The organism is Pseudomonas sp. H3_E04 (assembly GCF_054668915.1).
Genome location: NZ_CP162797.1, coordinates 1,695,812 through 1,710,532, shown reverse-complemented (window position 1 = coordinate 1,710,532; position 14,721 = coordinate 1,695,812). Strand labels below are relative to the sequence as shown.

Sequence of the window (14,721 nt, the reverse complement as noted above, 5' to 3'; positions counted from 1 at the left end):
GTCTGAAATGAAAAAACCCATGAGCGATCATGGGTTTTTTTTGCCTGTCACAAAAGCAAATGTGGGAGCGAGCCTGCTCGCAAAAGCGTCTAATCAGCCAACATCATCGTTGAATGACATACCGCCTTCGCGAGCAGGCTCGCTCCCACAATTGGATTTATACCGTCAGTTACAGCGGCGCAGGCTGAATGATCTCGACCCAGTAGCCATCCGGATCCTTGATAAACGCCAGGCTCTTCATGCGGCCATCGGTGAGGCGCTTCTGGAAATCGCAGCCCAGCTCTTCAAAGCGTGCACACGCTGCGACGATGTCCGGCACCGAAATGCAGATGTGGCCGAAGCCGCGCGGGTCGGTGTTGCCGTTGTGATAGGCGAAGTCGGCATCGTTTTCGGTGCCGTGGTTGTGGGTCAGTTCGAGAATGCCCGGGATCGACTTCATCCACTCGGTACGTGCAGCGGCATCGGTCGGGATCTGTGCTTTATCGACCAATGCGAGGAAGTACAGGCTGAACTCGGCTTCAGGGAAATCACGCTTTTCGACCAGCGAGAAACCCAGTACACGGGTGTAGAAATCCAGCGACTTGGTGATGTCCTTCACGCGCAGCATGGTGTGGTTGAACACGAAGTTGCGGGTTGCGCTGTCTGGCGTGGCAGTCACACCGGGAAAAGTGTTCAGTTCGTTGAGGCTCATGGGCCCTCCAATAACAATGGGCGAGTGATTGGACGCAATGATACGCATGCCGGCCGGCATCGCCAAATGCAACGCGGGCTTGCCCTGCGCGAGGGCGGGGCTCAGACTTTGCCTTCTGTCTACGAGTGCGTCCGGCAATGATCCGACTGTTTAAATCCGTGTTTGTTTTTTTTGCATTGTCGTCGGCTGTGGTTTGCCCTGTCATGGCCGAACCCAGCATCACTTGGCCGACGGGCTGGGAGATCGAGGCGTTGCCAGATACCGCGCCGCCAGTCTCTCGACAAAGAGCGGTGAAACACGATGCCGACGGTAATCAAGTAATGGTGATGGAGCTGACCATGACCCAAGTGGAGGCGGGGCATCAGGTCAATTTGCAAGGCGTGTTGCTGGAAATGCGCAAATCCATCCAGAAGGATTTCTTTCGTAGTGGCTATCAGAGCGTCTGCAACCGCATTCATCCGGCGGCACTGGGTTCACTGACTGGCTTGGAAACAACCTGCACGGTGACGGAAAACGGTCGACACGTTTTATCCCAAACATTGGTAGTGGCCGTAGAAAAAGACAAGGCTTATGTACTTTCTTACGCCGGTCAGGCCGACGTTTATAAGGCGAGCGCCGACGACATACAGGCGGCGCGGAACAGCCTGAAACTATAAACGTTCGTACTAACTAGCGAATGCTTGATTGCCGGAAGGGATTAACCACAAAGTTGGGCCCGGTGCTCGGCGCAACATCAAGCAGCAAAATGTTTAGGCGTGATGATTCAGCAGCGTTACACAGATGCCGAACTTGTTCGATGAAAATCATTTCATTTGTTAGATATTGTCAATAAAAAAGCCCTGCATCGAGCAGGGCTTTTTATTGGCGTCAGATTAACCGCGCAACCAGGAATCAACGGTGGACGCACCGTACTGTTCTTTCCAGGCTTTCAGACCGCGATGGTTGCCGCCTTTGGTTTCGATCAGCTCGCCGGTGTGCGGATTCTGGTAAACCTTGACGACGCGAGCGCGACGGGTCTTCGGCGCTGCGGACTGCTGCAGACCGGACTTTGCCGGGTTTGGATCGAGGATGGCGATGATGTCTTTCAGGCCTTTGCCATAGGTTTTCATCAGTCCCTGGAGCTTTTCTTCGAATTCGATTTCTTTCTTGAGCCCGGCATCGTTCTTCAGCGATTCCAGCTGTTTGAGCTGTTCCTGAAGGGCCTTTTCAGCTGCGCGAAATTCAGCGAGTCTGGACAATATCTTTACTCCAATAGTGTGTTTGGCTGATACCAACCGCAAACAAAGCTATAAGCCAAGAGCCGTGAAGCGACTCGGTGATAATAGGCTCACCTGTCAGTCTGGCTCAGGTTGAAAAAATTGTAGTAGTTAATGCGACAAGAGTAAATCCTGATGTTGTCTTCATGTAACAACAATGACTTTTTGTATCAATTTGGTGCGGCTGTTCGGCGGGTCGTCCGGTGTAGTTAATGATGAGATAATGTGTCGATAAAATCAGCGGCAGGCATCGGTTTACCGTACAAGTAGCCCTGCAGAAACTTAACGTTATGCTCAGTCAGATAATCAGCCTGAGCCTGTGTTTCGACACCTTCGGCAACAATACCCAAGTCCAGTTTGGCGGACAGCTCGATGATGGAATCGAGAATATGCCTCGATAACGCGTCTATCCCGATCATGGCCACGAAGCTCTGATCGATTTTCAGAAAGTCGACATTGAAGGTGCGCAGATAACCAAGGCTTGAGTGCCCCGTACCGAAGTCGTCAATCGCGATTTTTACACCTAGCGCGTGCAACTGCTCGAAGAGCTGCAGAGTGATGTCGTTCGGCTCGATCAGCTCGCGCTCCGTCAATTCCAGCACCAGTTCCACACTGCCCGGCTCAAATGCTGCCAGAAGATCGCGACAGTCCTCAACCAGCTCCAGGTCCTGGCAATGGCTGGCTGTGATGTTGATGCCGATATGAAACGGTTTGTCGAAGGTTGCAGATTGTGCACCCAGCAGGACGGCCGTCTGTTGCATCAGAGAGCGGGTCATCGGCACGATCAAGCCCGAATGCTCGGCAAATGGAATAAACAGATCCGGGCGCACCAGCCCCTCTTTGGGATGATTCCAGCGCATCAGTACTTCGGCGCCCGACCATTGCTTGGTGTCGGCGTGAACCACGGGCTGGAAGTACGGAATGAACTCACCGGCTTCCAGCGCGCGCAGCATTTCGTGGCTGGGGGAGGTTGAGCGTTTCTGCACGAAGTGGCCAATCGCACCGGAAACTGCGCCGAAGAAAATCAACAGGCTGAACAGGGGTGGATACTCAGCCGCCATGTAACGCCAGGTTTCACCATCGCGGTAACCAGCCGAGACGCTGAAGCCATAACGCGCGGATTCAAGCACGCTATGCGCAACCGGCAAAGCTGGCAGCGGCCCCTGATGAACTTTGCCGTCTGCGGACAGCCAGTCATTGCCCACGCGCAGCATCAGTAGTGTCTGGCGACCGATCAGACGCAGGATATTGCTCAGGTGATAACCATCAAGCGTGGTCAATGCGCCACCAGGACCGTCGCTGAGACGATAGATCAGCAATGCCGTATCGGGTGTCACGGGATTGCCATTCATCAGCCATAGTTTGCCCTCGTAGTAGTTCCCGGCATTGACAGCTTCCGTGAACTGGCCGAACAGTGAGCTGCAATAGAGATTGTTCTCCCAAACCAGATTGGTCGAGCGAACGAAAGGGCGACGGGTCACCTGTTCGCGCAAGGCCAGTTTCACTTCTTCACAGTCTTTACCCGCTAACGGCAACAGGATTCGCGCCGCCTCGGCGGTGTTGTCGAGCATCAGCTCGAACTGGCGTAAAGCTTGCTCGGCAGTTTCGGCAGCGCTTTGCTCCAGAGTTCGTTCCGCCTGCATATAGAGAATCACACTGCCCAGCACGATTGGCAGCAGACCGCTGAGCAGGGTTACGACGATGCGGGTGCTGCGTTTGCGGCGGGATCGTGCAGTCAGTGGCATGGACACATCCTGTGGCTTCGAAATCGGGCCCCGGTCAACAACTGAGCCAGAGGGGAGAATAGATGGCAGATGGCTCTTGTGCCGTACGCAAAAAAAGGGATTTTATACAGAGGGCAGACAGGCCTGGTTACGCTGTGTAGAATCGGGTTACGCATACAATAATAATCGTCTTCTGGCAGCAGAAGCCTCGCCCGCAAGAGCCTTGGGTCGACAATGAAGATATTCGGGTTTCAACTGATCTACGGAGACTTCCTCGCCCGCAGCGTGCGTGGCATCTCCTGTGCGCCTCCCTGCACATCACTTTCCTGACAAATAACCCTGGTTAATTGATAAGAAATGATGAGGCGTCACCATGGCAGATTTATACGAAAACCCAATGGGCCTGATGGGCTTTGAGTTCATCGAGTTCGCAGCGCCGACTCCCGGCACGCTGGAGCCGATCTTCGAAATCATGGGCTTCACCAAGGTCGCGACCCACCGCTCCAAGAACGTGCACCTGTACCGTCAGGGCGCCATCAACCTGATCCTCAACAACGAACCCAATAGCGTCGCCTCGTACTTCGCTGCCGAACATGGCCCGTCCGTTTGCGGCATGGCGTTCCGCGTCAAGGATTCGCAGAAAGCCTATTCCCGCGCACTCGAACTCGGCGCTCAGCCGATCCATATCGAAACCGGTCCGATGGAACTGAACCTGCCGGCAATCAAAGGCATTGGCGGTGCCCCGCTGTACCTGATCGACCGTTTCGGCGAAGGCAGCTCGATTTACGATATCGACTTCGTGTTTATCGAAGGCGTTGATCGCAACCCGGTCGGTGCCGGCCTGAAGATCATCGACCACCTGACCCACAACGTGTATCGCGGTCGCATGGCCTACTGGGCGAACTTCTACGAGAAGCTGTTCAACTTCCGTGAAATCCGTTACTTCGATATCAAGGGCGAATACACCGGCCTGACGTCCAAAGCCATGACCGCACCGGACGGTATGATCCGTATTCCGCTCAACGAAGAGTCGTCCAAGGGCGCCGGGCAGATCGAAGAGTTCCTGATGCAGTTCAACGGCGAGGGCATCCAGCACGTTGCGTTCCTCACCGACGACCTGATCAAGACTTGGGATCAGTTGAAGAAAATCGGCATGCGCTTCATGACCGCGCCGCCGGACACTTACTACGAAATGCTCGAAGGTCGCCTGCCAAACCACGGCGAGCCGGTCGATCAGCTGCAATCGCGCGGCATCCTGCTCGACGGTGCGTCGGAGCAGGGCGACAAGCGTTTGCTGCTGCAGATCTTCTCTGAAACCCTGATGGGCCCGGTGTTCTTCGAGTTCATCCAGCGCAAGGGCGACGATGGTTTCGGCGAGGGCAACTTCAAGGCGCTGTTCGAATCGATCGAGCGTGACCAGGTGCGTCGTGGTGTACTGACCACCGAGTAATCTGAAATGAAAAAATCCCGGCCTGCAGCGATGCAGAGCCGGGATTTTTTAAGATCAAAAGATCGCAGCCTTCGGCAGCTCCTACATTTGGAATGCATTTTTCCTGTAGGAGCTGCCGAAGGCTGCGATCTTTTGCTTTTAAGAGCGGCGTTGGCGCGTCAAGTGTTTGAATCCCTCGAAAACCAGCACCACTACCGCCAGCCAGATCGGAATGTAAGTCAGCCACTCGCCCGACTTGATGCTTTCCCCCAGCAACAACGCCACCGCGAGCAACAGCACCGGTTCCACATAACTCAACAAGCCAAACAGACTGAACGGCAGCAAGCGGCTGGCGATGATGTACACCACCAGCGCGGAAGCACTGATCAGGCCGAGCAGCGGAATCAGCCACATCAGTCCCGGATATTGATCGAACACGGCCAGGCCCTGTTCGCCGCCCTGCACAAACCAGTAAGCGACCGGCAGCATCAGGGTCATGTCGACCCACAGGCCACCCAGGTTGTCGGTTTTCAGGTATTTGCGCAGTACAAAGTAAAGCGGATAACCGACCACGACCACCAGTGTCGCCCAGGAAAAGCCACCAACCTGATACAACTCGTTCAACACGCCGAGGCTGGCAAAAAACACTGCGATTTTTTGCAGATAAGACAAGTTCTCGCCGTAGGCAATCCGCCCGGTCAGCACCATCGCCAGGGGCAACAGGAAATAGCCCAGCGATACATCCAGGCTGTAGCCGTTGAGCGGCGCCCACATGAACAGCCACAACTGCACGCCGAGCAGGGCCGAGGAAACCAGCAGCCCGGCAATCAGCTTCGGCCTGGCCGCGATCAATCGGAACAGCTCCAGAACCCGCCGCCATTCGCCGGAAACCAGCATGAACACGGTCATGCACGGCACGGTCAGGAGCATGCGCCAGCCGAAAATTTCCACGCCGCTCAGAGGCGTCAGCAGCGACGTGTAGTAATACATGACGGCAAACAGCACCGAGGCCGAAACTGATAAAGCGATACCTTTAGACAAACTGCCCTCGCGGCGTGAAGGTTGAACGGGGCGCGCAGGATACGTGGTTTTTGTGCTGAATATTGAGCGGATGCTCATTATTTCCCACATCCTGGAGCCAGGCACAAAACCTGTGGGAGCGAGCCTGCTCGCGAAGAGGCCAGCCGATTCAGTATAGATGTTGCGTCTGTTGCCGCTTCGCGAGCAGGCTCGCTGCCACATTCGATTTGTATAAAACCCGCAATCTGCTTACGCCGCTCATTCCCCGCTTATGCAGTTTTAGGCCGGGCGCGGTTTACGACCCGACACAAAATGGCTCACATCGTTGAACCCCGGGGTCGAAGCATGTCCCGGTGTCACCAGCGAATCGATAAACGCCTCGTCTTCTGCGGTGATCTTCACCGCTTGCGCCAGCGTGTAGGCGTCCCACTGCTGTTCAGTGCGCGGGCCGACAATCGCCGAGGTCACCGCACTGTTGTTCAGCACCCAGGCAATCGCAAACTCGACCATGCCGACGCCGCGCTGCTCGGTGTATTGCTGAATCTGCTGAGCAATGCGCAGCGATTCCACACGCCATTCCGTTTCGAGGATGCGCTTGTCCTGACGCCCGGCGCGGCTGTTGGCGTCCGGCGTCACATCGGGTGCGTACTTGCCGCTGAGCACGCCGCGAGCCAAGGGGCTGTAAGGCACTACGCCAAGGCCGTAGGCTTGCGCGGCGGTGATCTGCTCGGTCTCGGCCTGGCGGTTGACGATGTTGTACAGCGGCTGGCTGATTACCGGGCGATCAACGCCGAGCTTGTCGGCGATGCGAATCACCTCGGCGATCCGCCAGCCGCGATAGTTCGACAGGCCCCAGTAGCGAATCTTGCCCTGGCGAATCAGATCGCCAATCGCCGAGACACTGACTTCCAGCGGCGTGTTGTGGTCTTCGCGGTGCAGGTAATAGATGTCGACATAATCAGTACCGAGCCGCGTGAGGCTGGCTTCGAGTCCGTTGAAAATGTGTTTGCGGCTCAGACCGCTGCGGTTCGGCACACCGTCTACCGGGCCGAAACCGACCTTGGTCGCGAGCACCCATTCGTGGCGATGGCGGGCGATCGCTTCACCGACGATTTCTTCGGAACGGCCATTGGTGTAAACGTCGGCGGTGTCGATGAAATTGATGCCTTGATCCCAGGCCTTGTCGATGATCCGCAGCGAGTCTCCGGCGCTGGTCTGCTCGCCGAACATCATCGAGCCGAGGGTGAGCGTGGAAACCTGCAAGCCCGAGTGGCCCAGTGTGCGATAGCTCATGCCGAAATCCTTTTTGTCGGTGGGTGGGGAATCAATCAAATACCAGAAGCGTTAGAGGCGGAAAAGTGAAACCGAATAAAAAAACGGCCCGAAAGGGCCGTTTTGGTCATGCGCGAAGTTCAGGCCCGCAACGTCCGCGTCATCCGCAACGCCAGCAGACTCCCTCCGACGATCACCGCCGCCAGCACATACAGCGCCGCATCCGTCGAGCCGGTGCTGTCCTTGACCCAGCCCACCAGATACGGGCTCAAGAACCCGGCCATCTGCCCCATCGAGTTGATCAGCGCCAGCCCACCAGCCGCCGCGCCCGCGCTCAGCATGGCGGTTGGCACTGGCCAGAACATTGGCAGGCCAGTCAGCGCGCCCATGGTAGCGATCGTCAGACCGAGAATCGCAATCGCCGGATTCGCTGCGAAATTCACTGCAATCACCAGACCGACAGCGCCCATCAGCATCGGCACCACCAAGTGCCAGCGGCGCTCCTTGCGCAAGTCCGCCGAGCGGCCGACGATCAGCATGAACACCGCTGCGAGCAGATACGGAATCGCACTCAGCCAGCCGATCACCAGGTTATCGCTGAAGCCGAGGTTCTTGATGATCGACGGCAGCCAGAAGTTGATCGCATACACGCCGCTCTGGATGCAGAAATAGATCAGGCCGAAGGCCCAGATCGCAGGGTTCTTGAACACCGCAAGCAGCGAGTCGGTGGCGGTTTTCGGTTTGTTGGCGAGGTCTTCGGCGTGGTCGGCTTCGAGCACCGCGCGTTCGTGGGCGGTCAGCCATTTTGCATTGGCGAAGCTGTCGCTCAACAGGAAATACGCCAGCGCACCGAGGATCACCGTCGGAATGCCTTGCAGCAGGAACATCCATTGCCAGCCAGCCAGGCCACCTTGGCCAGCAGCGAAGTGGTTAAGGATCCAGCCGGAAAAAGGGCTGCCGAGCAAACCGGAGACCGGGATTGCCGACATGAACAGCGCCATGATCCGCCCGCGACGAAAGGTCGGGAACCACTGCGAGAGATACAGCACGACGCCCGGGAAGAAACCGGCCTCAGCCGCACCGGTGAAAAAGCGCAGGGTGTAGAACTCGGTCGGGGTGGTGACGAACAACAGGCAGGTCGACAGTGTGCCCCAGGTGATCATCATCAAGGCAATCCAGCGCCGAGGACCGAAGCGGGTCAGTGCCAGGTTGCTCGGCACGCCGCACAGCACGTAGCCGATGAAGAAAATCCCGGCGCCGAGGCCATATACGGTTTCGCTGAATTTCAGTGCATCGAGCATCTGCAGTTTGGCGAAGCCAACGTTGACCCGGTCGAGGTAGTTGAACAGGTAGCAGATGAAAATGAAGGGAATCAAACGCAGGGTGATGCGCTTGTAGACGGCGTTTTTACCGTCATCGATGGTCTGGGTAGCTGCGGCGCTCTGCGACATAGCGGCTCTCTCTTTATTATGATTTTTTGCGATGCAAAGGGTAACGTTGATCGCCCTGAGAGTCTCGGCCACCTTTGGCCGGATTGTCTTTGTGCCTGAGCACAGGGTTTGCCGCCAGACCCTGTGCGGCTGAACAACCGCTTGTGCCTGAAATGAAGGATTGCCGCCGCTATGTTCGAACTCGATCACGACCTTGCCCAGGACATCGTCGACCGGGCCATGGCCATTTTGCCGTACAACGTTAACGTCATGGACAGTCAGGGCCTGATCCTGGGCAGCGGTGAACCGGAGCGCATCAACACCCGGCATGAAGGCGCGCAATTGGTGCTGGCCAACGGGCGCGTGGTGGAAATCGATGCGCAGACGGCGGTGCATCTCAAAGGCGTGCAGCCGGGGATCAACCTGCCGCTGTTGCTCGATCAGCGCTTGATCGGTGTACTCGGCATCACCGGCGAGCCGGAGCAATTGCGCACCTACGCTGAACTGGTGCGCATGACCGCGGAAATGCTCGTCGGCCAGCGCAACCAGCAGGCCGAGCAACAGTGGCGACGGCAGCGTTGCGATGATCTGCTGGCGTTGCTGCTGAGCGAGGCGGGGGATTCGCCGCGTCTGATTGATGAGGCGCAGCAGCTAGGGCTCAAGCCGCAATTGACACGGGTGCCGTATCTGTTCGAGCTGGGGCTTGAGCACGGCCCGGGGCAAACCGTCGAGGCACTGAGTGCGTGGCTGACCTCGCGTTACCCCGACAGTTGGTGCATGAGTTCGGCGAAGTCATCGCTGTTGTGGTGTCGGCCGGCGAGCCAGAACGTCGAGCACGATCGCCTGCTGGAAAAGCTCGATGGCCTCGGCTGGAAGATCCTGCGCATCGCCGTCGGCGGGCAGGCGGATGGCCTCGCCGGGTTGCGCCGCTGTTATCGACGGGTCGGCGACTTGCTGGCGTATGGTCGTGACGTGCTGCCGAATTCGAGACTGCTGACGCTCAATCGTTATCGCTTGCCGGTCATGCTGTGGCGTCATCGCAACGACGATGCGCTGGACGAACTGCTCAAACCACTGCGCAAGGTCATCGCCAAGGACAGCAACGGTCAATTGCTGGCGACCCTGCGCAGTTGGTGCGAGCACGACGGGCAGAGCCAGGCCTGCTCCGAGGCGTTGGGCATTCATCGCAACAGCCTGCGCTATCGCATGGAACGGATTGCCGAGTTGAGCGGGGTTGATCCGTTGAAGCTGGACGGGATGCTGGCGTTGTATCTGGGGGTGCAGCTGTTGCCGCAGACTGATCCGAATTGATCGGTGTATTTCGGGGCCCCTTCGCGAGCAGGCTCGCTCCCACAGTGGCATGTATTTCAAATGTGGGAGCGAGCCTGCTCGCGAAGGGGCCGGATCATCCAATGCAAGTCTTTTGTGGAAATGAACAATAAACGCCGACGCCACTTGTGCAGCCGACCGGCGTCATCGCCCGCGACCGCTGGCAGCATGAACGCCACTGCAACCGGAGAATTCCCATGAAGATCGTCATCGCCCCTGATTCGTTCAAGGACAGCCTGAGTGCCCAAGGCGTTGCCGAAGCCATCGCCCTCGGACTTGCCCAGGTCTGGCCGCAGGCGACGCTGATCAAATGCCCGATGGCCGATGGCGGCGAAGGCACGGTCGAGTCGATTCTCGCGGCCTGCGAAGGTGAACTGCGCCGCACCCGCGTGCGCGGTCCGTTGGGCGCGCCGGTCGATGCTGCCTGGGGCTGGCTGCCGCACAACCACACCGCGATCATCGAAATGGCCGAGGCCAGCGGCCTGCAATTGGTCCCACCGGGGCAGCGCGATGCGTGCATCAGCAGCACCTTTGGTACCGGTGAGTTGATTCGTGCAGCGCTGGACGCCGGCGCGCAACGGGTGATTCTGGCGATTGGCGGCAGCGCGACCAATGACGGCGGTGCCGGGGCGATGCAGGCGTTGGGCGTGAAGTTGCTGGATGCGCACAACCAATCGTTGGTGCCCGGTGGGCTAGCCTTGGCGAATTTGGCGCGATTGGATTTGAGTGAACTTGATCCACGTCTGGCCGATGTGCGTTTCGACATCGCCGCCGACGTCAATAATCCGCTCTGCGGTCCCCATGGTGCCTCGGCCATTTTCGGCCCGCAGAAGGGCGCGTCGCCTGCGCAGGTCGAGCAACTCGATCAGGCCTTGGGGCACTTCGCCGAACTCTGCGCGCAGGCGTTGGGCAAGGACGTGCGCGATGAGCCGGGCAGCGGCGCGGCGGGTGGACTCGGATTCGCGGCAAAGGCGTTTCTCGGCGCACGGTTTCAGGCGGGCGTCGAGGTAGTGGCGGAACTGGTCGGGCTCGCTGAGGCGGTCGAAGGCGCGGATCTGGTAATTACCGGCGAAGGCCGTTTCGATGCGCAAACCTTGCGCGGCAAAACACCGTTCGGTGTCGCGCGGATTGCCAAACAGCATGCCGTGCCGGTGATTGTGATTGCGGGCACCCTGGGCGAGGGCTATCAGGAACTCTATCAATACGGTATCGACGCCGCATTCGCCCTGACCAGCGGGCCGATGAGCCTCGAACAGGCCTGCGCGCAAGCGCCTCGGCTTCTGCGTGAACGTGCCACCGATATTGCCCGGGCCTGGCAACTCGCCGCCAAACGCTGATCGGCTTGCCTATGCAGGAGCTGTCGAGTGCAACGAGGCTGCGATCTTTTGATCCTGCTTTTAAAAGTCAAAAGATCGCAGCCTCGTTGCACTCGACAGCTCCTACCAAAGCCAGCGGAGCTGGGTAGATTGTTGTAACGTCCCGAAAAATATTTACCGCAGACCCGAAACCTTCCTCAAGCCTGGCCGATACAACGGTCAGGCGCACACAAAACCACAACTCAGTGCCGCCGGACTGTCGCCCGCTATGGGCCAGTGCTCACGGCATGGACGCTCGTAGTTTCTTTCTTTCGAGAGTCCGACCATGTCCCTGCGTAACCTGAATATCGCGCCCCGTGCTTTCCTCGGTTTTGCCTTCATCGCCTTGCTGGTGATTGTCCTTGGCGTGTTTGCCGTCAGCCGCATGACGGTCATTCGTCAGGCGTCGGTAGACATGGACACCAACCAGTTGCCGAGCGTGACCCACCTCAGTGTGGTCACGGAAAACGTCCTGCGCATGCGCATTCTCTCGTTCCGTGTGCTGGTCAATCGCGAGCCGGCCAGCCTCCAAGAGGCAGAAACCCGCATCGCGGTGCTGGTCGACAAGGTGCGCAAAGCCCAGGCCAGCTACGCTGCGCTGCCGGCAGGCCCTGAAGAGCGTGCAGTCTTCCAGACGTTTTCGACGACGCTCGATAATTACCTGCAAGCGCAGAATCAGATGATTGAGCTATCGCGCAAGGGCGATCTGGAAGCGATGCGTGCGTTGATCAACACGCGCATCAAGGAAGGCACCGATCAGATGGGCGAGCAGCTCAACAAGCTGATCGGCATGAATACGGCCGGGGCCAGAGCGGCGGCTACTAAGGCCGGTGAAAACTATGACAGCGCCATCACCGGGATCATCATCGTCGCCGTGATTGCAGCGCTGGCCACCGTGTTGCTCGCCTGGTTGCTGACCCGCAGCATCGTCACACCACTCAACCGCGCCGTGCTTGCCGCGCAGACAATTGCCGGCGGTGACCTCAGTAAAGCCATTGAAGTTGACGGCAAGGACGAGCCGGCGCGCCTGCTCGAAGCTTTGGCGGCGATGCAGACCAACCTGCGCAAAACCATCGAGCAGATCGCCGGTTCCGCCACGCAACTGGGCGCCGCTGCCGAAGAACTCAGCGCTGTCACCGAAGAAGCGTCGCGTGGCCTGCAACAGCAGAACAACGAAATCGAACAGGCCGCCACTGCCGTCAACGAAATGACCGCTGCGGTGGAAGAAGTGGCGCGCAACGCCGTTTCGACTTCCGAGGCCTCCAATCAGTCGACCCACGCCGCCCGCGAAGGTCGCGATCAAGTGGTGAAAACCGTCGACGCGATCCAGACCATGACTCACGACGTGCAGAACACCGCGCAGATGATCGAAGGCCTCGCCGCGCAAGGTCGTGACATCGGCAAGGTGCTGGACGTGATTCGGGCCATCGCCGAGCAGACCAACCTCTTGGCACTCAACGCTGCGATTGAAGCGGCGCGTGCCGGCGAGGCTGGTCGTGGTTTTGCCGTGGTGGCTGACGAAGTGCGCGCCTTGGCCCATCGCACCGCACAGTCGACTCAGGAAATCGAAAAAATGGTCGCCGGCATCCAGAACGGCACCGGTGAAGCGGTTTCGTCGATGCAGCAAAGCAATCAGCGCACCCAGTCCACACTGGAAATGGCCCGCGCGGCCGGTGTGGCGCTGGAGCAGATCACTCAATCGATTCACCAGATCAACGAACGCAACCTGGTTATCGCCAGCGCTTCGGAAGAGCAGGCGCAAGTCTCCCGTGAAGTCGATCGCAACCTGGTCAATATTCGCGACCTCGCCACGCAATCGGCCGCTGGCGCCAACCAGACCAGCGCCGCGACCCATGAACTGTCGCGCCTGGCAGTGGATTTGAACGCCATGGTGGCGCGTTTCGTGATTTGAGATACGGTGAAGGCTGGAAACCGCGCTAACAGGAGACGTACATGCGCTATTCAGCCTTGACCCAACGAATCGCCGGGGAGGGTGCCGCTGCCTGGCAGATTCACGACCGAGCGCTGGAACTGCGCGCCGAGGGCGTTGATGTTTTGTTGTTAAGCGTCGGCGATCCGGATTTCGATACGCCGTTGCCGATCGTCCATGGCGCGATCGACAGCTTGCTGGCCGGCGATACCCATTACGCCGACGTGCGTGGTCGGTTGGAGCTGCGCAGGCTGATTGCCGAGCGTCATCGCCAGCGCAGTGGTCAACGGGTCGATCCGGATCAGGTGATTGTCCTGCCCGGTGCGCAATGTGCGGTGTACTCAGTGGCGCAGTGTCTGCTCGATCCGGGTGACGAAGTGATCGTCGCCGAGCCGATGTATGTTACTTACGAAGGTGTGTTTGGCGCGTGTGGTGCTACGGTGATCGCGGTGCCGGTGCGCCCGGAAAACGGTTTTCGTGTCGACCCGGCCGATGTCGCCGCGCGCATCACTCCGCGAACTCGCGCCATGCTGCTTAACAGCCCGAACAACCCCAGCGGCGCGAGTTTGTCCTTGCTGATCTGGCAGGAACTGGCGGCGCTGTGTATTCGCCATGACCTGTGGCTGATCAGCGACGAGGTGTACAGCGAGCTTTTATATGAAGGCGAGCACATCAGCCCGGCGAGTCTGCCGGGCATGGCTGAGCGCACCGCGACGATCAACAGTCTGTCGAAATCCCATGCGATGACCGGCTGGCGCATCGGCTGGATGATCGGCCCGAAACCTTTGGCCGAGCATTTGGTGAATCTGTCGCTGAGCATGCTCTTCGGTCTGCCGGATTTCGTCCAAAAGGCCGCGCAAGTGGCGCTGCAAAGTGATTTGCCGGAGGTCACGCAGATGCGCGAGGAATACCGATTGCGACGGGATCTGGTGTGCGAGCGGTTGCAGGGTTGCGTCGGTTTGCAGCCAATTCGCCCGGATGGCGGCATGTTCGTGATGGTTGATGTGCGCCAGACTGGGCTCGGCGCTCAGGCGTTCGCCGAGCGCCTGCTGGAAGGTTATGGCGTGTCGGTACTGGCCGGCGAAGCGTTCGGGCCGAGCGCGGCGGGGCACATTCGCATTGGGCTGGTGGTGGATAGCGTCAAACTGGCGGATGCCTGCGCGAGGATTGCGTTGTGTGCGGTGCAGCTGTTGCAGGCGCGCAGTGCCTGATGTTTCTGTGTTGCCTTCACTGGCCCCTTCGCGAGCAAGCCCGCTCCCACATTTGAAATGCATTCTCCTGTGGA

12 protein-coding genes are annotated in these 14,721 nt (G+C 58.6%); 6 read left to right on the top strand and 6 right to left on the bottom strand.

Features of this window, described 5'->3' with window-relative positions; genetic code table 11:
• Positions 1 to 169: 169 nt before the first annotated feature.
• On the bottom strand, positions 170 to 691 hold the full coding sequence (gene gloA, locus AB4N53_RS07605; RefSeq protein ID WP_101157207.1) for a lactoylglutathione lyase: 522 nt from the start codon (positions 689 to 691) through the stop codon (positions 170 to 172).
• Positions 692 to 828: 137 nt separating this feature from the next.
• Between gloA and AB4N53_RS07600 the strand changes: the two genes are divergently transcribed.
• Positions 829 to 1,347, top strand: a complete 519-nt coding sequence (locus AB4N53_RS07600) for a DUF4946 domain-containing protein (protein ID WP_460119505.1) — start codon at positions 829 to 831, stop codon at positions 1,345 to 1,347.
• Positions 1,348 to 1,563: 216 nt separating this feature from the next.
• On the opposite strand, the gene AB4N53_RS07595 is transcribed toward AB4N53_RS07600, so the two are convergent.
• Positions 1,564 to 1,929 carry a histone-like nucleoid-structuring protein, MvaT/MvaU family gene (locus tag AB4N53_RS07595; RefSeq protein ID WP_039762749.1) on the bottom strand — a complete coding sequence of 122 codons (366 nt, stop codon included), beginning with the start codon at positions 1,927 to 1,929 and terminating at the stop codon, positions 1,564 to 1,566.
• 227 nt (positions 1,930 to 2,156) lie between these two features.
• On the bottom strand, positions 2,157 to 3,692 hold the full coding sequence (locus AB4N53_RS07590) for an EAL domain-containing protein (protein WP_460119503.1): 1,536 nt from the start codon (positions 3,690 to 3,692) through the stop codon (positions 2,157 to 2,159).
• A 352-nt stretch (positions 3,693 to 4,044) separates the two neighbouring features.
• Here AB4N53_RS07590 and hppD point away from each other — a divergent pair, with 352 nt between their 5' ends.
• Positions 4,045 to 5,121, top strand: coding sequence for a 4-hydroxyphenylpyruvate dioxygenase (gene hppD / locus AB4N53_RS07585; protein WP_016774910.1), 1,077 nt, complete (start codon positions 4,045 to 4,047; stop codon positions 5,119 to 5,121).
• A gap of 138 nt (positions 5,122 to 5,259) precedes the next feature.
• Here the strand turns inward: hppD and rarD are convergent, their stop codons facing one another.
• From rarD to AB4N53_RS07570, 3 genes are all read right to left on the bottom strand, one after another.
• Complete coding sequence (gene rarD, locus AB4N53_RS07580; protein WP_460119501.1) at positions 5,260 to 6,141, bottom strand: EamA family transporter RarD; 882 nt, start codon at positions 6,139 to 6,141, stop codon at positions 5,260 to 5,262.
• Positions 6,142 to 6,399: 258 nt separating this feature from the next.
• Positions 6,400 to 7,413, bottom strand: coding sequence for an aldo/keto reductase (locus AB4N53_RS07575; protein WP_460119499.1), 1,014 nt, complete (start codon positions 7,411 to 7,413; stop codon positions 6,400 to 6,402).
• Between the two features lie 119 nt (positions 7,414 to 7,532).
• Complete coding sequence (locus tag AB4N53_RS07570; RefSeq protein WP_460119497.1) at positions 7,533 to 8,843, bottom strand: MFS transporter; 1,311 nt, start codon at positions 8,841 to 8,843, stop codon at positions 7,533 to 7,535.
• A gap of 171 nt (positions 8,844 to 9,014) precedes the next feature.
• Here AB4N53_RS07570 and AB4N53_RS07565 point away from each other — a divergent pair, with 171 nt between their 5' ends.
• The 4 genes from AB4N53_RS07565 (at position 9,015) to AB4N53_RS07550 (ending at position 14,647) form a co-directional block, all read left to right on the top strand.
• A complete protein-coding gene (locus AB4N53_RS07565; RefSeq protein ID WP_460119495.1) occupies positions 9,015 to 10,133 on the top strand; it encodes a sugar diacid recognition domain-containing protein in 1,119 nt (372 codons plus the stop codon).
• Positions 10,134 to 10,348: 215 nt separating this feature from the next.
• Positions 10,349 to 11,488 carry a glycerate kinase gene (locus AB4N53_RS07560; protein ID WP_460119493.1) on the top strand — a complete coding sequence of 380 codons (1,140 nt, stop codon included), beginning with the start codon at positions 10,349 to 10,351 and terminating at the stop codon, positions 11,486 to 11,488.
• A gap of 304 nt (positions 11,489 to 11,792) precedes the next feature.
• Positions 11,793 to 13,418 (top strand): methyl-accepting chemotaxis protein, encoded by a 1,626-nt coding sequence (locus AB4N53_RS07555; protein WP_460119491.1) that lies wholly within the window; start codon positions 11,793 to 11,795, stop codon positions 13,416 to 13,418.
• A 41-nt stretch (positions 13,419 to 13,459) separates the two neighbouring features.
• Positions 13,460 to 14,647, top strand: coding sequence for a pyridoxal phosphate-dependent aminotransferase (locus AB4N53_RS07550; protein WP_460119489.1), 1,188 nt, complete (start codon positions 13,460 to 13,462; stop codon positions 14,645 to 14,647).
• Positions 14,648 to 14,721: the final 74 nt, after the last annotated feature.

Bases quoted from the DNA above. Each gene is read 5' to 3' on its own strand.
- gloA (WP_101157207.1), bottom strand. From the start codon at position 691: ATGAGCCTCAACGAACTGAACACTTTTCCCGGTGTGACTGCCACGCCA.
- AB4N53_RS07600 (WP_460119505.1), top strand. From the start codon at position 829: ATGATCCGACTGTTTAAATCCGTGTTTGTTTTTTTTGCATTGTCGTCG.
- AB4N53_RS07590 (WP_460119503.1), bottom strand. From the start codon at position 3,692: ATGCCACTGACTGCACGATCCCGCCGCAAACGCAGCACCCGCATCGTC.
- hppD (WP_016774910.1), top strand. From the start codon at position 4,045: ATGGCAGATTTATACGAAAACCCAATGGGCCTGATGGGCTTTGAGTTC.
- AB4N53_RS07575 (WP_460119499.1), bottom strand. From the start codon at position 7,413: ATGAGCTATCGCACACTGGGCCACTCGGGCTTGCAGGTTTCCACGCTC.
- AB4N53_RS07570 (WP_460119497.1), bottom strand. From the start codon at position 8,843: ATGTCGCAGAGCGCCGCAGCTACCCAGACCATCGATGACGGTAAAAAC.
- AB4N53_RS07565 (WP_460119495.1), top strand. From the start codon at position 9,015: ATGTTCGAACTCGATCACGACCTTGCCCAGGACATCGTCGACCGGGCC.
- AB4N53_RS07560 (WP_460119493.1), top strand. From the start codon at position 10,349: ATGAAGATCGTCATCGCCCCTGATTCGTTCAAGGACAGCCTGAGTGCC.
- AB4N53_RS07555 (WP_460119491.1), top strand. From the start codon at position 11,793: ATGTCCCTGCGTAACCTGAATATCGCGCCCCGTGCTTTCCTCGGTTTT.
- AB4N53_RS07550 (WP_460119489.1), top strand. From the start codon at position 13,460: ATGCGCTATTCAGCCTTGACCCAACGAATCGCCGGGGAGGGTGCCGCT.